Origin of the sequence: Chroococcidiopsis cubana SAG 39.79, assembly GCF_003991895.1 — a bacterium.
GTDB classification, from domain to species: Bacteria; Cyanobacteriota; Cyanobacteriia; order Cyanobacteriales; family Chroococcidiopsidaceae; genus Chroococcidiopsis; species Chroococcidiopsis thermalis.
This window is the reverse complement of record NZ_RSCK01000019.1, coordinates 60,564-81,411: the sequence shown is the minus strand read 5'-3', so window position 1 is coordinate 81,411 and position 20,848 is coordinate 60,564. Positions and strand designations below refer to the sequence as shown.

Genomic DNA, 20,848 nt, shown 5'->3' with positions numbered 1-20,848 from the left:
CCATAGTTGGTGAAAGATAGTTTGATTCAAATTCAAATCCAACGCGAGCCAGCATTCCTTCTATAATCCAAGTAAAAGTGCTGTATTCTTCCCGAACGTGCGTTTCAAAATCATCTGCGAGATCTTCAAAATCAACCCCAAGTTGTTGTAAGCCATTGTAGTGCTAAGTAGGAATCTGCATAGTTCTTTTGCCTCAGTAATTCCTTGCTGCAAACAAGATAAGACATTAATTCGAGCCTAAGCGCAAAACAATACCACCCTGAAGCACGTCGGTGCGATCGCCATAACTACTTACAGTAATCGATTGTGTTTTGTCAAAAAATGGTTTTGCTGCCACTTCTAATAGTTTGACTAAAGGTAATTGACGTTCTAAAATTTCTCGACTTCTAGGTAAATCCAAATATAGATAACCCTGATTCGGCTGAGGAATAGCTTTTATGGCAGATTGGAACTGAGAACTCTTCAATAGAGAATCGGTTTCTGCTGCTTTTAAAGCTGCATCCATTGCTGCAACTGAAGACGTGAAAATTTCGTATTTATCTATGGTAGTATAAACACCTTGAACTTTAGCTTTAAGAGTGAGTAGCGAGCGATCGCCTAACTCGGATGGACTAGATGGAACTGTATTTAACTGCGTCCAAGCATAGATTTTTTGCTCTCCAGAAAATAGAGGTGTAATACTTAAACCTCTATTTTCAGCAATTGCATTAAAGCGCTCGATCGCTAAATCTGTTCCTTCAGACTTCTCGGCAACAAAAATCCAATCAGCACTCGTACTAGCATCTTTTTGGGGTAGCATTCCTAAAGCATATTCCCCTTGCACCCAGCTAAAAATATCTTGCGAGATATTTAGACCCCAGCTATCTTGTAATTTAGCTAAAGGTTGAGCGATTAAGCGCGAAATTGCATCATTACTAGAACCAGATAAGACAGTTGTAATTTGTCTCCACAACTGATTTAAGTTGGTATTTTGTAAATAGCTTAAATCTAAACCCGCGATCGCTAAATTGGTTGTAGTAGGTAAATATTGTAATGCTTGCACGGGTTCAGATAGCATCTTGCCAGTGGGAGCGAGTTCTATCTGATTAGCAGCAGCGATTGAAGTTTCTGCGACAATTCCTTGTGGATTTAATTTTAAGCCAATAATTTGACTATCATAAATTTGCTCTTGCGGTTCTTTCCCCAACAAAGTTGTCACTTGAGGCAAATTGAGGAAAATTATGCCAATTCGCTCAGTCGGTAATAAACTTAATGCGTGTTGATATTGAGCAGAATCATTCAAACTCAGATCGGGTGCTTGGACGTTATTAATTGCTTCTCGCAATACTTTAGGATGATTGGCAAATAAAATAAAGCGATCGCCCACTGCTGCGCCGACAAGAGAGATTCGTTCTTGTAGGGGCGCACGGCTGTGCGCCCCTGCATTTACCCGATCGCGATCGGAGAAAATATTAACACCTTGATAAGTTTCTGAAACTAAATCTCTACCCGCGATCGCTCGTTGGGAAAATAATAATTGTAAAAATTCTCTACTTTTAGCTGGATTTCTGCTAGTTAATACCATTAAATATCCTGGCTGATTGCCATTTGTCACATCGCGATCAATATCTGGACTCGTCAAAGCCAAAGTAACTTCTTCCCCCAACCAAGGTTGAATATCTTGGCGATAGTCGAGACTGCTACTAGCTAGTAAACTAGACTTAAAGCGTTCTAGTTCCTGACGCGACTGCCTGCGATCGCTCGGACGCGCTGCCAACTGCCGCAAAGACTCTAGTTTTTCTGGATTGACTAGCAAAGATACCATTGCAGGTGCTTGCTTAGGCACAAATATCGCTGCTTCTGGTGTATTTGTCGTACCACCTCGTAGTAAGCTGAGAGGACTTTGGCTATTAATCCAATAAAAACCGCCAACGCCAATTAGTAGCAGCACCACCACAACAGTTGCTATGGCAGAAAAAAATAAGCTTCGCTTCATGATAATTTACAACTGTCTTGCTAATCGTCATCGGTCACTGGTCACTGGTCACTGTCCCTAACCCACAGCCCCTCATTATGAATCCTTTTAGCCAAATTAGTGTAGAAGAACTGGCTCAGATGTTAAGTTCTGATGCTAGAGAGCAATTGCAATTGATCGACGTGCGCGAACCGGATGAAGTCGCGATCGCTCGTATTGATGGGTTTGAAGTTCTGCCCTTGAGTCAATTTGCTGATTGGGCTGATTCTATCCCCGCACGCTTCGATCCTCAAGCAGAAACCGTAGTTATGTGCCACCACGGTATTCGTTCGGCTCAAATGTGCCAGTGGTTGAGCCGTCAAGGTTTTACAAATCTTAGAAATTTAGCAGGGGGAATTGATGCTTACTCCACTGCGATCGATCCATCTGTTCCTAGATACTAGGATAGTTATCAGGGAGCGCACGAGCAGGGACAGAGGAGCAACAACTGTCTTCACGCAGTGTAGCGTAGCGTTTACTGCCAACCATCAACCGTCAAACCCTTCACTACTCACTGTTTCCCGTTCCCCATTCCAATCGCTTTCAGTAATAATTGCTACCAAACAGTTTTTAATTTTAAGCAAAAGTACAGTCTATATTAGATTTAGGGTTGCCGAAGTTACACAGAGTATAGCTCCGGTCGAATTTGTCTAGGTAGAAGTTTTAACTCTGCCGGATATAGGTCATAAGATTTAACATGTATATATTGACAGACAGTAAGTTTTATGTAAACTCAGGGTATCTTTCTTGAGAAATAGCTAAAACCGTGCAGGAGTTGAGGCACAATCGAAATATAACTTTGTATTTATTTAACACGGTCTATCTTTTTTGCTATCTTGAATAACTAAAAATTAAAAAAATCTAGAGATTACATTTACATTTCTTAAATTCGCTTCTCATCTCACTATTCTCATTTCACCTATGCAAGTGCAGCTAAACGATCGCCAACAGCATATACTTTGGGCAACGGTACGACATTACATCGCCACTGCCGAACCCGTGGGTTCCAAAGCTTTATTGGAAGAATATAACCTCGGCGTGAGTTCTGCAACCATTCGTAACGCGATGGGAGTGCTAGAAAAAGCTGGTTTACTTTATCAACCTCACACCTCGGCGGGAAGAATTCCATCTGACTCTGGCTATCGAATTTATGTCGATCGCCTCATAACTCCTTCCGATGTCTGGGGACGACAGGTAGAACAGCTACTCCAAGAGCAATTAAAGTGGGAAGATTGGAGCTTGGAAGCTTTATTAAGAGGCGCAGCGCAGATTTTAGCCAAGGTGAGTGGGTGCATTACTTTAATTACCATGCCTAGCGCTAATATGGCACGGTTACGCCACATTCAACTGATTCAAATTGAGTCAGGGCGGATAATGTTGATTGTGGTAACCGATACTTATGAAACCCAATCAGTCTTGTTAGATTTGCCGACTTCAGAAGCGGAAACAGTCTTAGAATCAGAACCAGAAGTTATAGAAAGAGAGCTACAAATACTTTCCAACTTCCTCAATAGCCAACTGCGCGGGCGATCGCTGTATGAATTAGCATCACTTGACTGGAATCAATTAGACCGCGAATTTCAACAATATGGCGATCGCTTAAAAACTGTATTTGCAGATATTTGTCGGCGAACTCAGCCACTCCCGGCTAGCACGCAAATTGCCATCCGAGGCGTATCCGAAGTCTTGCGTCAGCCTGAATTTGCCGAGTTACAGCAAGTTCAAACGATTCTACATCTATTAGAAGAAGAACAGCAGCAGCTACTACCTTTTATTTTTGAAGAACCGGAATTAGATTCTAACTCCAGGCGGCGAGTCACAATTCGCATCGGCTCAGAAAATACGCTCGAACCTATTCGTGGTTGTACCCTAATTTCATCTACCTATCGACGCGGTACAGTTCCCGTTGGTAGTGTAGGAGTCTTAGGACCAACTCGTTTAGATTACGAAACTGCGATCGCCATAGTCGAAGCTGCTGCTGATTATCTATCTGATGCATTAAGCAACTAGCGAAGTCAGTAGGGGCGAGTTTAGCAAAGAGATTGACAACCTGAGTTATAAATTTTTGGTCAAAACCCGCCCTTACATAAGTGTTTTACACGCACCTTTTTGACCAATGACCAATGATCAATGACTATTCTACATCTTGCCTTTTTGCATCACTTCTTGTAAATGTTGCCGGATCTCTTGCGCTTGCTGTTTATCTTGTTCGCGTAATTTTTGGAACAACTCTACACAAGGTTGAGAATCCATTGACTGAGCGTCATTGATGTATGTTTCATATGCTTTGACGGCTTCAGCCTTATGATGTAACGCTGTGAGCAAATCATATTCTAAATTGCTCATTGCTCTTTCACTTCCAGTAGCAGTCATAGATTTACCCTCCGAAATTCAAAATCGTAACTAATAACCACCTTACTTACCCAAATAGGAACTGCATCTGTCAAAAAGTGGATGCATGAGGAGTGAGGAGTGAGGAGTGAGGAGTGAGGGGGACAAGGGGGACAAGGGGGAACTCGGGGACCCCACGACCGAAGGGAGTGGGGATTAGGGGGCGAAGGGGGACAAGGGGGACAAGGGGGACAAGGGAGAATGGCTGCAATTAACCAATGACAAATGACCATTGACCAATGACCGACAAAAACATTGACTCTATCCTGAAACCATATCAGCGCTTCGGCGTACATCTTGGTTTAGAACGAATTCAACGACTGCTGGCTAATTTGGGTAATCCTCAGCAGCAAGTTTCAGTCATTCACGTAGCGGGGACAAACGGCAAAGGATCTGTCTGCGCTTACCTGTCTGCCGTACTTAAAGAAGCAGGCTATCGAGTTGGGCGCTATACTTCTCCTCATTTGGTAGATTGGACGGAACGCATTTGTCTAGACGAACAACCGATCGCACCAGAAACCCTACAGCAAATATTGCTACAAGTACAGCAGGCAATTTCGCTAGACGAGGAAACCCCAACTCAATTTGAAATTATTACTGCTGCGGCTTGGTTGTACTTTGCCCAAGTTCAGATAGATATCGCAGTCATAGAAGTTGGGTTAGGAGGAAGATTAGATGCTACCAACGTTTGCAATCGCCCCTTAGTCACGGTGATTACTTCCATCAGTCGCGAACACTGGCAACAGCTAGGACCAACCGTAGCAGATATTGCCCGAGAAAAAGCAGGAATTCTCAAACCCAACTGTCCCGCAGTCATCGGACAATTACCCCCAGAAGCAGAAACCGTCGTGCGATCGCGGATCGAAGAACTTGGATGTCCCGCTGTCTTTCCCCTACCCTCGCGTCAAATTGAACCAGGTTGGGCAGAATTTCGGAATTCGGAATTCGGAATTCGGAATTCGGAATTGAAGATGCACCAACAACCAACAACCAACGACATCAAATATCCTCTACCTCTGTTAGGAGACATCCAATTGATGAATTCCGCTTTGGCAATTGCAGCTTTACGAATTTTGCAGCAACAAGGGTGGAAAATTTCGGCTGAGGCGATCGCAAATGGGATGGGAAAAGCAAAATGGTTGGGGCGTTTGCAATGGACGACTTGGCAAGGACGTAAACTCTTGATTGATGGGGCGCACAATCCAGCAGCGGCGCGAGCTTTACGTCAATATGTCGATACCCTCGAACAGCCTGTTTGTTGGGTGATGGGGATGCTATCTACCAAAGACCACGCAGATATTTTACGCGCCTTATTGCGCCCCAAGGATGAGTTACATCTCGTCCCTGTTCCAGATCATAGTACTGCCGATCCTGAAACACTAGCAAAGCTAGCCTGTGAATGTCCCCAACTAGCTACGTGTCACACCTACTCAGATCTCTTCGCTGGATTAGAAGCGGCGACAAAATCATCAAATTTAATGATTCTCTGTGGTTCGTTGTATTTGGTTGGATATTTTTTACGCATTGCTGGGTAGGGGCGCACATCTGTGCGCCACTACATAGAACCGTTATTTTCCAGCCTTAGCATCCCATTCTTTCGCAGCATCCGCGATCGCTGCATCGACTGTTTTTTCTCCCAGCATGGCGGCTTGGAGGTTTTCGTAAATGGCGCGTTTGAGGACGTTGATATTCTCCATTGCGGGAATTAGCACCTCTGCTTGTTTTAACTGGCTAGCACTCACCACCCGCGCCCGATCCATTTCGGATTTATCCCCTGTAGGCACGGATTTGAAATAGCTATCAGCCAAAGCGGGAATTGTTGAAGGAAGGACGTTGGCGGCTTTGGCAAAGGCGAGTTGATTATCGCTGTTGGTCACAAATAAAGCAAATTTTATCGCTGCGTCGGGGCGATCGCTATCTTTGGGAATCACTAAATTCATCACGGCAACATTCTTTTTACCTGTGGTTCCGGTGATTTCTGGTGCAACAGCAGAAACTTTCGCGATTTCTGGGGCATTAGTTGAAATTGTTTTGAGAAATTCTGCCCCCGTCCCTAATAAAGCTGTTTCTCCTGCTTGATACATCTCAATTCCGTGGCGATGCCCTTGGGTTAAAGATTCTTGAGGTAAGAGTTCTTGTTTATACAAATCTACCCAGTACTGGAAAGCGGCTTTGCCTGCGGGTGTATTAAATGCTGCTTTGCCTTTGTCATTTACCAAGGTTACCCCCATCTGAACAAAAGATTGCAGCACTTCCGATGAATCTTCTGGGACAAACGTGGCAAAAAAGGCGTACTTGCCTGTTTTTTCTTTAACTTGCTTCGCCACCTGCGCTAATTCCGCATAAGTTGCTGGCGGCTTGGCAACACCTGCTTGTTTGAGTAAATCGCTGTTATAAATCGTAACTCGCGTGGTGAGATACCAGGGAATGCCGAAACTTTTGCCGTCGAGCGTACTTGCTTGCCAAATGTTAGGTAAATAAGTGGAACGTACCTCGGGCGAAATTTTATTATCCAATGTCAGCCAAGCATTGCGACCAGCTAACACAGAAGCAAAATCTGGATTTAAGTTAACGACATCTGGAGCTGTTTTTGCTGCGACAGATGTTAAAATTTTGCTCTCCATTGCCGACCAAGGCACGTCTACCCAGTTGACTTTCATCCCAGGATTTTCTTTTTCAAAAGCTTGAATCTTCTGGTTGAAAAAATCGGTGAATTCCGGTTGCAACTGCATCGTCCAAAACTCAATTTCTTGGCTGTTAGAGTTAGATTGAGGTGCTTGAGTAGCGACGTTCCCACTACCGCAACTGACTACCCAACTCAGAACAAAACCTAATAAGGTAAGAATTATTAACTTCGATGGTTGTAATCTATTTACGAGTCTTTTGGTCATTGACATTTTTAAGATCGTATGTATTCATTGAACAAGCTTGGTGATTCTAGGTTAAATTGAGTAGCTGTAATGAGTATCAAGTCTTTCAGCTAGACTAATTCTTTACTTCATAGACAAGTAGTAAAACAGTGATTGACCGTCTCAAAAGTTTACTGACAAAGCGTGGATGTGGAGTTGGCATTGAACTAGCTCCTGAACGAATTAATATAGCTCAACTGAAAAAGCAGCGACAGGGTTACAAACTGACAGCTTTTTCCTCCACCCCGGTTCCAGAAGGGCTGTTTCAAGATGGTCAAATTGCTGACCCTCCAGCCCTGGCAGAATTAATTCAAAAGGCACTAACTGACACTAAAATCAAAGCCCAATGGGTAGCGACAGCCGTGCCTGGGCGAGAGTCAATCGTGCGGCTAATTCCCTTGCCAGCAGAGCTAAATGACCAAGAACTAAGGGAAATGGTACTGAATCATGAAGCTGGTTTGTACTTACCCTACCCGCGCGAAGAAGCTGATGTTGACTATCAAAAGCTAGGCTACTTCGTCGATGAAGATGGAATTGAGAAGGTACAAGTATTGCTGGTGGCGACTCGCAAGCAAGTTACAGACACCTATATGGATACCTTCCAACATGCAGGGTTAAAAGTTAATGTCATAGAAATTAACAGTTTTGCTTTAATTCGCACGATTCGGGAGCAATTACGGGCATATAACTCGAATGAAGGCGTAGCGCTGGTCGATGTTCAATTTGATAATACAGAAATTGCCATTATTGTTGATGGAGTGCCGCAATTTTCCCGTACTATTCCGATTGGGACGTATCAAATGCAGAGCGCTCTCCTGCGATCGATGAATTTACCTGCATCTAGGGATACTCAAATGTTGGAGTCATTCAATCTACCACTGACTAGTGGAGATGATGATGACGAACCAGAAGATATGCCAGATGTAGATTCTGGCACTTTGGCAGTGATGCGGGTTTTAGCCGAATTAGCAGACGAATTGCGTCGCTCGATTGATTTTTACCTCAGTCAAAGTGAGAATTTGGAAATGGTACAGGTTCTTTTGTGCGGACCTGGCGGTGGTTTGGGCAACTTGAGTGAATTTTTCCAACAAAAGTTAAACATTCCCACAGCGCCAATCGATCCAGTAGCAGCACTGTCTTTAGATGTAGACGAGGAGAAAATTACTCCAATGCAAAGACCGGGTTTGGGAACGGCGATCGGTTTAGGACTCAGAGGTGCATGGGGCAATGTATAGTTTAGATGTCAATTTTCTCAAAGACCGCGCCCCCCAGAAGTCAGGGTTTGCGACTGGTGGAAGCAAAACGCGGATGTCAGCGGTCGGTCAAACACCTCTATTTGTCGGAGCGGCTGTAGCGGCGGTGATTCCAGTGGTGGTTGGGGCTTGGTGGTTGTTGTTACAAACGCAAAACACCCAGATGGAAAACAAACTAGCTGCGTTAGACGCAGAGTTAAACCGCTTGGGCTTGCAAGAAGAAGAATTGAAAAAAATTCAGGCTGAAACTAGCACATTGCAAACGGATACAAAAGCATTAGCTACTGTTTTCAACCAAATTCGCCCTTGGTCAGCAATGTTACAAGACTTGCGCGATCGCATTCCCAGAGCAGTGCAAATTGAATCGATCAAGCAAATTCCGGCGATCGCCTCATCTGGCGCAGCGCCACCGCCTGCGGCAGCGGGTAATGCAGCTCCACCACCATCTGCAAACCCAGCGGGTGGAATTGAAATTACTGGCAAAGCGCGATCGTTTAGCGACGTGAACGATTTCCTATTAACTCTGAAACAGTCAGCATTCTTCCAAGCGACTGACACGCGAATTATTTCAGCAGAACTAGCCGAGGCTGCGGCATCGAATGAAAAATCAGCCGTAAAACCACCGTCACTTGTGAGATATACAATTCAATCTAACTTAAGTAATGTCCCAGCCGCCGATCTGCTCCAAGAGTTAGAGCGTAAAGGGACATTAGGACTGGTGACTCGGATTCGCACCCTGCAACAAAAAGGAGTCATTCAACCATGACTATTAGTGAAGAATTTATTTCTGTAGAAGAAGATTTTGAGGCTGCACCGTCCTATCCTACTGTTTTTGGCGTGACTCTAACTCCAACGATTAGCGGCGCGCTGCTAGCAGTTGTTGGTCTTGGTTTAGGAGGTTACTTGTTTACTTCGTTCGTCACGCCAGCAATGCAAAAGCATGACGAGCTAACAGCAAAACAAAATGAAAAGCAAAACTTGGTGCAGCAAAAATCCGCTAGCATGGCGCAGAAGCAGCAAGTAGAAACAGAATTAACGAAAGCGAAACAGCAAAAAGCAGATGTTTTAACTTTATTTGCCAACGAAAGTACGCTCGATACGCTACTAATCGATTTAAATCGACTCGTACAGTCGGTTAATGGCAAGCAAAACGCTACTGCTAAATTGAAAAAATTTACTCCCGCCAATCAATCAGCCGAAACGATCGCTGATGGTTCGCTTGGTTCTGATGTCAATGGCAAACTCAAACGTCGAATAGTTGATATTAATATCTCTGGAACATTTGACCAAACTCAAGAGATTTTCCGAAGTATTGAACGATTGCAACCATTATTAATCGTGAGAGACTATCAATCGACAATGGTAGCTGCTACCGATAAGGATGGAAAACGTGCTGGCGGTGCGCCAAATATCGATACTTCCTTTAAATTACAGGCACTGATTCCCGTATCTCCAGAGGAAGCAGCAGCAGCGGCAGCGGCAGCGGCTAAGGCAGCTGAAGCGAAGAAATAAATTCGGAATTTGGAATTAAATAGCGGTCAGTTTGTAGGGGCGCGTTTATCAAAAATCGCTGAATTTAACTGAAGACATCGATAAACCCGCCCTTATAGATGTTGCAATCAAGTCGTCAAAGTGAGTAGGGTGGGCAACAATACTTTTCGGTTAAGACAAGATCCCCCCTAACCCCCCTTTTTAAGGGGGGAACTTAAGCCCCTTTTTAAGGGGGTTGGGGGATCTTCCAAGATCTTTGCATCACTAATCGAGATGTAGGGGTGGGCGTTGCCCACCAAAGCTAAATCATCTATTATTCATGAATGATTTAGGCTTGCTATATAATTTTGAATTGTTAATAGGGGTGGATTTTCTAGTGAAATCTCGGGATAAATTCGAGGAATACTACTATATTCGTCCTATAAAGGTATTGCGATCGCTATGTGGCATTGGAGCTAAAATATGAGGTTGCGATCGCAATCTAATTATCTAATTTTGTAGATATCATTATGTAACAAAATTACCGTATATTTACTGAGATTAGAGATAATACCAAGATGAAGTCAAAGATTTATAAGTAAAAATTCGCTTGGGAAAAATGCCGAAATAAAGTTAGCTTGCTTGTGGAGTTTTTCAGGTGAAATTATCTCCTTAATTCAGCAAACAGTTATCAAGTGCATAGTCAGGAATTTATCCTACAAAAGCGCTTTCCAGTTCTTAAAAAATAGTTCTTTCATCTAAGGAATGAAATCATAACTGATAACTGATAACTGTTATAACTCATTCTATTTCTGTAAATTGTCAGGCGAATTTGCGTTTATTCGCTTTCAAATTTAAGGCGATCGCCTGCAATGCGCGTAGAATACCTAAACTTTACTCAAAGTAGAAACAGAACTGTGAAACAGCTTCAAGGTAGTAACATACTATTTATCGGGGTAGCAGTCGCACTCGTTGCAGCGCCGCCAGTATGGGCAAAACCTGCAAAGGTAACAGGAGTCAAGCTAGATCCAACAAATAACGGCTTAAATGTGGTTTTGGAGACTTCCACTACGGCTCGTCCCCAAGTCTTAACCAGCCAGCAGGGTAAAACTCTAGTTGCAGATATTAGTAACGCTCAGTTGAACTTACCAGAAGGACAAGATTTCCGTCAAACCAAGCCAGCTTCAGGCATTGATTCAGTAGTTGTTACCCGACTCGACTCTAATAGCATCCGGCTGATGGTCACTGGTACTACCAATGCTCCCAGCGGTCAAATGCAACGTAATGGTCAAGGTGTAACGTTTAGCGTTAGCTCTACGCCAGAAAGAATTGCCCAAGCAAATCCCGCTCCAACATCTAGTACGACATTTAAACCAGGGCAATCGGTAACAGTTCAAAAACCCCTTTTTCCCAATCCAGAAATTACGGTTGACGGAAAGCCAGTACCACCCTCACCAATGCGCGGAAATCAAGCCGAACCGCCATTCTTACCGAGAGCGGTTGCCCCACCCGTGGGAGATATGGCAATTTCCAACACCGATGCTTCTCCAGCTCTGATCGATCTTGGTAGCCAAGAACGAGTACCGCGCCTAGTCTTGCGGGATGCTCCCGTGCGCGAAGTCCTCTCCTTACTCGCCCGTGCTGCTGGTCTCAACTTAGCTTACACGACAGCCACACCTCAAGGACAACAAGGTCAACCAGTTCCGACTGCGCCTGGAGCAGGGGGGGCTGAGGGACCCAGAGTCACTCTCGATATTCAAGACGAGTCCGTACAAGATGTTTTCAATCACGTACTGCGGATTACAGGCTTGCAAGCCAATCGGGAAGGACGCACGATTTTTGTCGGTCCCAGACTGCCTAATGATGCTCGTAATCTAGTCACGCGCAGCTACAGGCTAAATCAAGTCACGGTAGGCGTAGCACTTAACTTTTTAGTCGCGATGGGTGCAGAAAGTGCCGTTAGTCGCGAACGCACGATCACCAGCGTTCAAGCCGTACCTGTAGGTGGCGGACAAGCTCCCGCAACCCAAACCCAAACGAGTACAGAGACGCGGATTGAAACCCAACGGATCGATTTTCAAGATTCTACACCCCTACTACGGGGATTAGAAGTCGTCGGTGACGAGCGGACGAACTCCGTTACGCTGATTGGTTCTCCCAAGCAAGTTCAGGTGGCTAGCGCTCAATTGATCCAACTCGACTCTCGCCGTCGTCAGGTTGCAATTAACGTCAAGATTGCTGATATTAACCTCTTAGCAACTGAGGACATTAATACCAGCTTTTCGTTTGGGCTGGGTGACACTTTTATACAAAACGCTCAGGGTGCTGGAATCATCAACTTCGGCACGAGAAGCCCGCTAGCTGTGAGAGGTCTTCCAGGAGAAAATCCTCCCGGGTTCGCCAGACAGTTTTTATCTCGCTTGCAAGCTCAAGTTACAAGTGGCAATGCTAAAGTTTTAACCGATCCTACCTTGATCGTTCAAGAAGGACAACAAGCTGCCGTCAACCTGACACAAGAAGTCGTGGGTAATATTACTAGAACTATTACTCAGGGTACGGGTGGTCTCGGTCAGGATACCACAACGATTCAAAAAGAGCGAGTAGGTTTGACTGTTGGAATTAAGATCGAACGGGTTGATGACAATGGTTTTGTTGCCCTATCTGTAGCTCCTACAGTCAGAGCAGTACAAGATCAATATAGAGATACAACTGGTAATTTGATTGCTTTAATTAACGAGCGATCGCTGACTTCTGGGCTAATTCGTCTCCGAGATAATCAAACGTTAATATTATCAGGTATCATTCAAGAGTCAGACCGAACCAGCGTCGATAAGGTTCCCATTCTGGGAGATATTCCAATTCTTGGCGCATTGTTTAGAAGCACTAATAAACAGAATCAGCGTCAAGAAGTTATCGTGTTGCTAACTCCTCAAATTATCGACGATTCAGAGCGATCGTCATCTATGGGATATAACTATAATCCCAGTCCTGATGCGCGTCAAATGCTAGAACGCAGCCAAAATCGCAAAGTTCAAACGCCCAATAGTAATCGATAGATTGCCAAAGGTTTACCATTTTTTTCAGACTCCGGCATGGAAGATCCCCCCAACCCCCCTTAAAAAGGGGGTAATGAAATCAGCGTTATTGTAGCGATTGCTGAAAATTATGCTAAGTTAAATTTCCTGTAGGATGCGAAATTTCGCATCTTTTTTATTATTTTTTATAACTATCATCGATCGCTATTTTCAGCGATCGCTTCTATCTAAAGTCTGACACATACATTTTGTAAGTGGCTCTATAGAAAGATGTCATCTCTATTTATATTTGTTCAGCTAGATAATATCTAAATAAATTAGGAAAACAATATGAGAATCTTTTTTTGGACAACTCTGTCCTTTGTAATTGTAGGTGCAATTATGCTACTTCTCCAACCTATTATTGACTTTCACTAGCACATTCTCTCTTAAAAACCTTCCCAATCCCTACAAAAATCTAAGGCAACCCTTTGCGCCTTTGCACGCCAGTTGCTACAACGGGGGGCGACGAAGTCCGCGATAGCGCCACCCCCGCAACGCACTGGCTAGTCTTTGCGTGACATTTTCTTTAAAACCATGAATTATCTAGTAGCAGTCTTACCAAACCGCATCCAAGCAGAAGCAGCCTATACAGCACTTGAAAAAGAAGGACTACCCAAAGCTCAAATTAACATCTTAGGTCAAGGCTACAAAAGTGCAGACGAATTCGGTTTCATCAACCCCAACGAACAAGCCCGTAAAGGAGCAAGTAGACTCGTAACCTGGCTCGTACCCTTTGGCTTTGCCGCAGGCTATCTCTTCAACTTACTCACGGGTATTGAAATTATCCCTGCAATAGGCGCGATCGGCAACCATCTAATTGCAGGTGTCTTAGGCTCAGTTTCCGGCGGATTAGGCGCGTATTTCGTCGGTGGAGGCGTAGGTTTATCTGTAGGTAGTAGCGACGCATTACCATATCGCAACCGCCTGAACGCAGGCAAGTATCTAATTGTCATAGAAGGTACAGAAGAACTAACCCGACAGGCAACACGGATACTGCGATCGTTTGAACCAGAAAACATTCAGGGATATGCTGGCTAGTAAGTCAAAAGTCAAAAGTTAAAAGTCAAAAATTTTAGGGGCGGGTTCACCAGAAATACTGGTCAGAGTCAAAGACAATTGGTAAACCCGCCCGTATAGAAGTCAGAAGTCAGAAGTCACTGGTCACTGCTCCCTGATAACTGAAAATAGCTGTTCCATCTACAATACTGATAAAAGCCTACAGATCGAGCAGCTATGCAAGCAGAGTACAGCCAGCGTCGCGAACAATTGATGGCTAAGATTGGCAACGGCACGGCAATTTTTCGCAGTGCGCCAATGGCAGTCATGCATAACGATGTAGAATATAACTTTCGCCAAGATAGCGACTTCTTTTATTTGACAGGGTTTGACGAACCAGAAGCCGTGGCTGTCTTAGCACCTCACCACACCGAACATCGCTTTATTTTATTTGTCCGCCCCAAAGAAAGAGAAAAAGAAGTCTGGACGGGCTATCGTTGCGGCGTAGAAGGGGCAAAAGAAATCTATGGGGCAGACGAAGCTTATCCGATTACCGAACTTGATGAAAAGCTGCCGCAGTATTTAGAAAAAGCAGACAAAATCTATTATCGTCTGGGACGCGATCGCAATTTCAACGAAAAAGTCCTGCACCACTGGCAGCGTCTCATGGCAACTTATCCCAAACGCGGTACGGGACCAATCGCCATTGAAGATGCTGGCGTAATTTTACACAGCATGAGACTAGTAAAAAGTCAAGCAGAATTAGAATTGATGCGACAAGCTGCTGCTATTTCTGTTGAGGCACACAATTACGCCCAAGAAATCGCCAGTCCAGGACGTTACGAGTACGAAATTCAAGCGGAAATGGAACGCATCTTTCGCTTGCGGGGTGGGACGGGTGTAGCCTACCCTTCAATTGTGGCTTCGGGAGACAATGCTTGCATCCTGCACTACATCGAAAATACGCGCCAGATGCAGGATGGCGACTTACTATTAATTGATGCAGCCTGCGCCTACGGTTATTACAACTCCGATATTACCCGTACCTTTCCCGTGAATGGCAAGTTTACAGGCGAGCAGAAAGCACTGTACGACATTGTACTAGAAGCGCAAAAACAAGCGATCGCCCAAGTTCAACCAGGCAATCCCTACAGCGCTTTTCACGATACCGCCGTCCGCGTCCTCACCGAAGGTCTAGTCGAACTCGGCATCCTGCAAGGGCAAATTGACGATTTAATTAAAGAAGAAAAATACAAACCCTTCTACATGCACCGTACCGGACATTGGCTAGGGTTAGACGTTCACGATGTCGGTGTTTATCAACACGGTGACTCCCCTCAAATTTTACAACCAGGACAAGTACTGACAGTAGAACCAGGACTTTACATTGTACCGCAGACTCAACCCGCCGAAGGACAACCCGCGATCGAGCCGCGCTGGGAAGGAATCGGCATTCGGATTGAAGATGATGTCCTCGTCACCGAAACCGGACACGAAATCTTAACCGCAGGAGTACCCAAATAACAGTGACCAGTGACCAGTGACCAGTGACCAGTGACCAGTGGTAATTGGTGGTTGCTTCCTTGTCCCCCTTGTCCCCCTTGTCCTCCTTGTCTCCCTTGTCCCCCATATGTCTCCAAAAGTCGTTGAGATACTCTCCGCCGATGAACTCCGGCGAACAGTTAACCGCCTTGCTTCCCAAATTGTGGAAAGATGTCGCGACCTTTCCCAGTTGGTGATTTTAGGCATCCACACTAAAGGCGTTCCTTTGGCGCAAATCTTAGCCAGTCAAATTGAAATGCTAGAAGGTGTTTCTGTCCATGTGGGGGCGTTAGATATTACTTTCTATCGGGACGATTTAGATAAAATTGGTGTACGAACACCAGCTAAGAGTGACATTCCGCTAGATCTAACTGGCAAAATAGTCTTATTAGTAGATGATGTCATTTACAAAGGGCGGACGATCCGCGCCGCCCTCAATGCTGTGAACGAGTATGGTAGACCAGAATCGATTTGGTTAGCGGTACTTGTCGATCGCGGTCATCGAGAATTGCCAATTCATCCAGATTTTATCGGCAAACAGCTACCTACGGCAAAAGACGAACAAGTCAAGGTATTTTTGCAAGATTTGGATGGCAGAGATGCGGTAGAGTTAATTGGAAATTAGACCAATAGCATTACCAACGGCTGGAAGTGACTTCAGCCTGGACGCGACAGCGAACGAGATATTCAAAATGATATAGGTAAGCGGCGATAATAGTCCGCCCGATAACTGGTGCTGAAAATAAATGTTTTGGATCGTCCCAAGCAGACAACATTAATAAGTATTTAATTACAGAATTTTCTGAAGAATCGTAGGGACATATTGCAATAATAATTGCTATAGCCAAGATTGTAGATACTGCGATCGCCAACCAAGCAAATAGCCCTTCCCACCAACTCATTAAACCAGGAAAAAAGCTATCGCTTTCCTCTGTTGTAGCAGATTGAGTATCGGGGAAAAAGCGGTCTAATAAGAGGTGGAGCCAATGATGAATGAAGGCAATAATCAGAATTGGTGCAAGCAAAGATAAAACGGATAAACACCAACTCATCTTAGTCGATAAATGTTCGCCAATGAATCGACTCAAGGGAATACTAGTTTGTTTAATAATTAGCGTGACGACTCCCATCAACAGTGTTAGTAGAATGGCACTCATCCAAGCACCTGTAGCGGGAAACCAAGTGATAGAGTTCTTTTTCATAAATAGAAAACCATAGATATGCAAACGGTAATTATTTCGATAATCCGTGCGATCGCGCTAAATTTGCTTCCGTGAGAATACCAGATATTTAAATCTGTATTTTCACTGTTGGAAATATATCTTCATAAAGCATATGTTTTTGTAGAGAATGGTGCTTGGTGCGTGACACACGATCGCCAATTACCAATTATCAATTACCCAAAAACATATGAAAAAACTATTGTTATACAGTTCTATTTGTTGTCTAGTTACTGCTGCGGGATTAACGGTAAATGCAGAAACACCATCCCTAGTTAAGCAACAAGCAAAAACTCAAATAGCATCTGCTACGGCACAGCCTCAAGTCGAACTTTTAGAAGCAGGAAATGAACCACGGCAAGAACTACGCTTTCGTCCCCAGGCAAATGCAAAACAAACATCTACTATGACCTTACAAATGGATACAGATGTATCTATGGCAGGTCAAACAATGCCGAAAGTCGATCTACCACCGATAACAGTTGCTATAGATACAGTAGTAACAAAAGTCGAACCTAACGGTAACATTCACTTTAAATCGTCTTACTCTAATGTAGATGTGATGAATTCTAGCAGTTTGCCACCGCAGGTATTGGAAGCAATGCGATCGCAAATGAAAAAGATGGTTGGCACGAGTGGATCTTTCATAATTGATAATCGGGGACAAATTCAAACAGCTAAATTTGCGTCATCTCAGAAGTCAGATGCAAACTTAAAACAATTCTCAGAGCAGATGTCAACTTCTTTCGACCAAATGTCTTCACCTTTACCTCAAGAAGCTATTGGTATTGGAGCCAAATGGCGTGTCACAACTAAACCTTCTCTTTTGCGAATGAGCGTTAAGCAAACAATAACATATGAGTTAGTCAATCTAAAAGATAATATAGCAACTCTAAATCTATGGTTTGAGCAGCACGCTAACCCACAAAAATTAACTCTACCAGGGATACCAAATGGAGCTACTGTAACTCTAAAATCGCTTGAATCCAAAGGTGATGGGCGATTGATGATGCAACTAGATCGCCCTTTTCCGCTGCGTGCTAATCTGATTGCGAACTCTAAAAATGAAATGAGTATTCAGCAGGCTGGTAAGGCAGGCGAAGCAATTAGAAACGGCAAATTTTACATGAGACTTAATCTGATGTCGAAGTAACACTATCTGATAATGAAGGCGCTAAATTTAGCATCAGGCGAATTCTATTCGCCCAAGCTTAGCTGCGATAAAGGGCGACCCGTACCACCTCGACGAACTAAAATTAATTCAGCGCAGATACTTACAGCAATTTCTTCTGGTGTCAGCGCCCCAATATCTAAACCTATTGGTGCATAGAGCGATCGCAATTTATTTGCAGCCATACCCTCTGTTTCTAACGCTTGAATCACCTGACGTACCCGCTTTTCACTGCCGATCGTACCAATATATTTACACTCAGGATTTCGAGCTAATAAGACTTTTAAAGCTGCTAAATCGTACTGAAAACCCCGCGTTACCAGTGCTGCATAAAGTTGCGTATGAGTTGCTAATTGTGCCACAGCTGAGGCGATCGCTTGGTTAAAAATTGCGGTTGCTTGGGGATAGCGTTCTCTATTTGCCCACTGAGGGCGATCGTCTTGAATAATAACTTGAAATCCAATTGTATGAGCGACTTTTGCTAATTGTTCTCCTACGTGTCCCGCTCCGACAATTAATAAAGTTGGTGGCGGTTGTAGAGTTTCAATAAAAGCTTCTTCGGTGGCAATTAAAATATTTTTTGATAATAAATATGGCGATTTGTCAAGGGTAAAAGGAGTGACGAGAGTAGCTGTCTGTCCCGACTGGAGTAAATCGAGAATTCGATCGACAAGGGCGATCGCCTCTTGACCAGACCACCTTTCCAACCATATCTGCATGACTCCACCGCAAATTCCTTGAGTTTGCCGTTGGGGTGCGCCAGTCAGATCGATCTCTACCAATTGCTTTTCGCCTGTTTCCAGCACTATCATGGCTTGGCGAATGACTTTTGCCTCTCCCGCACCCCCACCGATGGTATTGTAGGTACGACCGTCAGCACAGATAATCATCTTGGCTCCTACTTCTCTGGGAACCGAGCCTTGAATGGCGATCGCGGTTGCTATTACGACTGCTCCTTTTTCTAATGCTTGAGCGAGTTGCTGGTAGCAATTGATAGTCATTTTTACTCTGCAAACATTTCGGCGAGGATATCCAAAACAGCTTTTTGTTCGTTGGAATTGATTTGACCGAGTTTTTTGACCAATCGAGTTTTATCAACAGTGCGAATTTGGTCTAAAACGATCTGCCCATCTTTACCTTGAAACTGGCAAGCGATCCTTGTAGGATACGGCTGACCTTTTGTTGTCATCGGCGCAACGATAACAGTGGCAATGTAGTGATTCATTTCATTTGGTGAGACGATGACGCACGGTCTTGTTTTTTGAATTTCACTACCAACTGTGGGAGGATGGAGGTTAATCAGAAACACATCAAAACGCTTAACTACCATTTCCACTCAGTCCGATCCCACTCTGTTATATTGACATCATCAAGTAAAATATCATCTTTTTGTTCTGCCATTGCAGCAAATGCTTTATCCCAGCCGATACGCGATCGCGATGCTGCACGCACAATTAAGCACTCGTCTTGAACTTCAATCTCTACTTCTGTATCAATACCACTTTGCTCCAATAGTGGTTTAGGAATGCGGATGCCTTGAGAATTACCAATTCTGACAATGCGAGTTCTGATACCCGTACCCATAATTTTGAGTATGCTTATATTGTAATTACATTGTAAACACCAAAAAAGTAGGCAGTCAACCCCTCCCTTGGAATTCGCGCATTATGAATTCAAAATTCACGCATTACGGTCGCGTTTGAGCTTGTAGACGCTACTGACCGAAAACCACGCTCAATCGTAGATGGCTGTTCTCGACTGTACTCTCTTAAATTTTGAATTTTGAATTTTGAATTTTGAATTGTTTTGGTCAACTTGAGCTGAAACACATTGCTACTAAATAAGGCTACTGCACGTAGCCAGTAGCCTTAATAACTCTTAGTCCGCTTGGCAGACTTTGCCTGTGTAGAAGCGAATTCGATTCGCCCCTAATATTTCTACGCCGTAGCTGCTGCGGGTTCAGCCGCAGTTGCAGGAGCATATACGCTCACCTTCTTGCGGCTTTTACCCTTTCTTTCAAATGTCACCACGCCATCAATCAGGGCAAACAATGTATCATCGCTACCGATGCCAACATTGTTACCAGGGTGAAACTTCGTTCCCCGTTGCCGTACCAAAATATTACCTGCCCGCACGACTTGACCGCCGAAACGCTTAACACCTAACCGTTGAGCATTAGAGTCGCGACCGTTGCGAGTACTACCTGTTCCTTTCTTATGAGCCATTGTGTCCTCTGCGCTATTTTTTCTATCTCTACTTCATTATTGCGAGCCAAGCGCGATCTACCCAAGATTTAAGAATGTAGCGATCGCGCCCTCATTCTATTCTGATGCAGTTTCCTCTGTGGTTTCAGCAGGTGCTTGACTAGCTGAAGTCTCAGTCGTAGCCGCTGCTTGAGCTGTCAACTTGGAACCATTAAGGTTAATCGAGTCAATCATCAGTCTGGTGATTTCTTGCCGATGTCCCCGCTTTTTGCGCGTCTTTTTCTTGGGTTTCATCTTGTACACCAAGACTTTACGTCCCCGCAGGTGGCGCACCACCGTTCCTTCTACGGTTGCTCCGTTAATTAACGGTTGCCCGACGGTAACATTGCCATCGTGCTGCACCAACAAAACTTTTTCAATAGTCACTGTTGCATCAGGTTCGGTTGCCAGGAGTTCGATATCATAAAAACGCCCTGGTTCTACCCTCAGCTGCTTACCACCGGTTTCAATAATTGCGTAGGTCATGAGATTATAAGGATTGTGCCGTACAGGTAGCTGATTGCTCAGATTTGAGAACAGTTCAGCTTTTGTTTTCGGTCTACCTGATCCGAGCCAGAATTAG

20 protein-coding genes are annotated in these 20,848 nt (G+C 44.3%); 11 read left to right on the top strand and 9 right to left on the bottom strand.

Annotated elements, in window-relative coordinates; all coding sequences use genetic code 11:
* Positions 1 to 226: 226 nt before the first annotated feature.
* Positions 227 to 1,975 (bottom strand): DUF3352 domain-containing protein, encoded by a 1,749-nt coding sequence (locus DSM107010_RS14355; RefSeq protein ID WP_127023220.1) that lies wholly within the window; start codon positions 1,973 to 1,975, stop codon positions 227 to 229.
* Positions 1,976 to 2,052: 77 nt separating this feature from the next.
* Here DSM107010_RS14355 and DSM107010_RS14350 point away from each other — a divergent pair, with 77 nt between their 5' ends.
* Together DSM107010_RS14350 and hrcA are read left to right on the top strand one after the other, a co-directional pair.
* Positions 2,053 to 2,397, top strand: a complete 345-nt coding sequence (locus DSM107010_RS14350; protein WP_015155440.1) for a rhodanese-like domain-containing protein — start codon at positions 2,053 to 2,055, stop codon at positions 2,395 to 2,397.
* Between the two features lie 517 nt (positions 2,398 to 2,914).
* Positions 2,915 to 4,003 carry a heat-inducible transcriptional repressor HrcA gene (gene hrcA / locus DSM107010_RS14345; protein ID WP_015155439.1) on the top strand — a complete coding sequence of 363 codons (1,089 nt, stop codon included), beginning with the start codon at positions 2,915 to 2,917 and terminating at the stop codon, positions 4,001 to 4,003.
* A gap of 129 nt (positions 4,004 to 4,132) precedes the next feature.
* Here hrcA and DSM107010_RS14340 read toward each other — a convergent pair whose 3' ends face one another.
* On the bottom strand, positions 4,133 to 4,366 hold the full coding sequence (locus DSM107010_RS14340) for a hypothetical protein (RefSeq protein ID WP_015155438.1): 234 nt from the start codon (positions 4,364 to 4,366) through the stop codon (positions 4,133 to 4,135).
* 257 nt (positions 4,367 to 4,623) lie between these two features.
* Here DSM107010_RS14340 and DSM107010_RS14335 point away from each other — a divergent pair, with 257 nt between their 5' ends.
* Positions 4,624 to 5,919 (top strand): bifunctional folylpolyglutamate synthase/dihydrofolate synthase, encoded by a 1,296-nt coding sequence (locus DSM107010_RS14335; protein ID WP_127023217.1) that lies wholly within the window; start codon positions 4,624 to 4,626, stop codon positions 5,917 to 5,919.
* A gap of 33 nt (positions 5,920 to 5,952) precedes the next feature.
* Here the strand turns inward: DSM107010_RS14335 and DSM107010_RS14330 are convergent, their stop codons facing one another.
* Positions 5,953 to 7,275: an ABC transporter substrate-binding protein gene (locus DSM107010_RS14330; RefSeq protein WP_106170311.1), complete on the bottom strand. Its 1,323-nt coding sequence runs from the start codon at positions 7,273 to 7,275 to the stop codon at positions 5,953 to 5,955.
* Between the two features lie 128 nt (positions 7,276 to 7,403).
* Between DSM107010_RS14330 and pilM the strand changes: the two genes are divergently transcribed.
* From pilM to pyrR, 7 genes are all read left to right on the top strand, one after another.
* Positions 7,404 to 8,528: a type IV pilus assembly protein PilM gene (gene pilM, locus DSM107010_RS14325; protein WP_106170308.1), complete on the top strand. Its 1,125-nt coding sequence runs from the start codon at positions 7,404 to 7,406 to the stop codon at positions 8,526 to 8,528.
* Positions 8,521 to 9,312 carry a PilN domain-containing protein gene (locus DSM107010_RS14320; RefSeq protein ID WP_015155434.1) on the top strand — a complete coding sequence of 264 codons (792 nt, stop codon included), beginning with the start codon at positions 8,521 to 8,523 and terminating at the stop codon, positions 9,310 to 9,312. Before pilM ends, DSM107010_RS14320 begins: the two co-directional genes overlap by 8 nt.
* A complete protein-coding gene (locus DSM107010_RS14315; protein WP_127023214.1) occupies positions 9,309 to 10,058 on the top strand; it encodes a pilus assembly protein PilO in 750 nt (249 codons plus the stop codon). Before DSM107010_RS14320 ends, DSM107010_RS14315 begins: the two co-directional genes overlap by 4 nt.
* An 830-nt stretch (positions 10,059 to 10,888) precedes the next feature.
* On the top strand, positions 10,889 to 13,072 hold the full coding sequence (locus DSM107010_RS14310; protein WP_127023211.1) for a type IV pilus secretin family protein: 2,184 nt from the start codon (positions 10,889 to 10,891) through the stop codon (positions 13,070 to 13,072).
* Positions 13,073 to 13,627: 555 nt separating this feature from the next.
* On the top strand, positions 13,628 to 14,131 hold the full coding sequence (locus DSM107010_RS14305) for a hypothetical protein (RefSeq protein ID WP_106168156.1): 504 nt from the start codon (positions 13,628 to 13,630) through the stop codon (positions 14,129 to 14,131).
* A 195-nt stretch (positions 14,132 to 14,326) separates the two neighbouring features.
* Positions 14,327 to 15,613, top strand: a complete 1,287-nt coding sequence (locus DSM107010_RS14300; protein ID WP_106168157.1) for an aminopeptidase P N-terminal domain-containing protein — start codon at positions 14,327 to 14,329, stop codon at positions 15,611 to 15,613.
* 106 nt (positions 15,614 to 15,719) lie between these two features.
* Positions 15,720 to 16,256, top strand: coding sequence for a bifunctional pyr operon transcriptional regulator/uracil phosphoribosyltransferase PyrR (gene pyrR / locus DSM107010_RS14295; RefSeq protein ID WP_015155429.1), 537 nt, complete (start codon positions 15,720 to 15,722; stop codon positions 16,254 to 16,256).
* A 10-nt stretch (positions 16,257 to 16,266) separates the two neighbouring features.
* Here the strand turns inward: pyrR and DSM107010_RS14290 are convergent, their stop codons facing one another.
* Positions 16,267 to 16,833 (bottom strand): hypothetical protein, encoded by a 567-nt coding sequence (locus DSM107010_RS14290; protein ID WP_106168158.1) that lies wholly within the window; start codon positions 16,831 to 16,833, stop codon positions 16,267 to 16,269.
* 208 nt (positions 16,834 to 17,041) lie between these two features.
* On the opposite strand from DSM107010_RS14290, the gene DSM107010_RS14285 reads away from it, so the two are divergent.
* A complete protein-coding gene (locus DSM107010_RS14285; RefSeq protein ID WP_106168159.1) occupies positions 17,042 to 18,004 on the top strand; it encodes a DUF6263 family protein in 963 nt (320 codons plus the stop codon).
* A gap of 44 nt (positions 18,005 to 18,048) precedes the next feature.
* On the opposite strand, the gene DSM107010_RS14280 is transcribed toward DSM107010_RS14285, so the two are convergent.
* The 5 genes from DSM107010_RS14280 to rplU all read right to left on the bottom strand — a co-directional run bounded on the left by DSM107010_RS14280 (position 18,049) and on the right by rplU (position 20,751).
* The gene (locus DSM107010_RS14280) at positions 18,049 to 19,023 is read right to left on the bottom strand and encodes an XdhC family protein (RefSeq protein ID WP_106168160.1); all 975 of its coding nucleotides are present in this window, start codon (positions 19,021 to 19,023) and stop codon (positions 18,049 to 18,051) included.
* Positions 19,024 to 19,025: 2 nt separating this feature from the next.
* Positions 19,026 to 19,352 carry a type II toxin-antitoxin system PemK/MazF family toxin gene (locus DSM107010_RS14275; RefSeq protein ID WP_181246392.1) on the bottom strand — a complete coding sequence of 109 codons (327 nt, stop codon included), beginning with the start codon at positions 19,350 to 19,352 and terminating at the stop codon, positions 19,026 to 19,028.
* Positions 19,346 to 19,606, bottom strand: a complete 261-nt coding sequence (locus tag DSM107010_RS14270; RefSeq protein ID WP_106168162.1) for an AbrB/MazE/SpoVT family DNA-binding domain-containing protein — start codon at positions 19,604 to 19,606, stop codon at positions 19,346 to 19,348. The genes DSM107010_RS14275 and DSM107010_RS14270 overlap by 7 nt, the downstream gene beginning before the upstream one ends.
* A gap of 353 nt (positions 19,607 to 19,959) precedes the next feature.
* On the bottom strand, positions 19,960 to 20,247 hold the full coding sequence (rpmA, locus tag DSM107010_RS14265) for a 50S ribosomal protein L27 (protein WP_015155423.1): 288 nt from the start codon (positions 20,245 to 20,247) through the stop codon (positions 19,960 to 19,962).
* A gap of 96 nt (positions 20,248 to 20,343) precedes the next feature.
* A complete protein-coding gene (gene rplU / locus DSM107010_RS14260) occupies positions 20,344 to 20,751 on the bottom strand; it encodes a 50S ribosomal protein L21 (protein ID WP_106168163.1) in 408 nt (135 codons plus the stop codon).
* Positions 20,752 to 20,848: the final 97 nt, after the last annotated feature.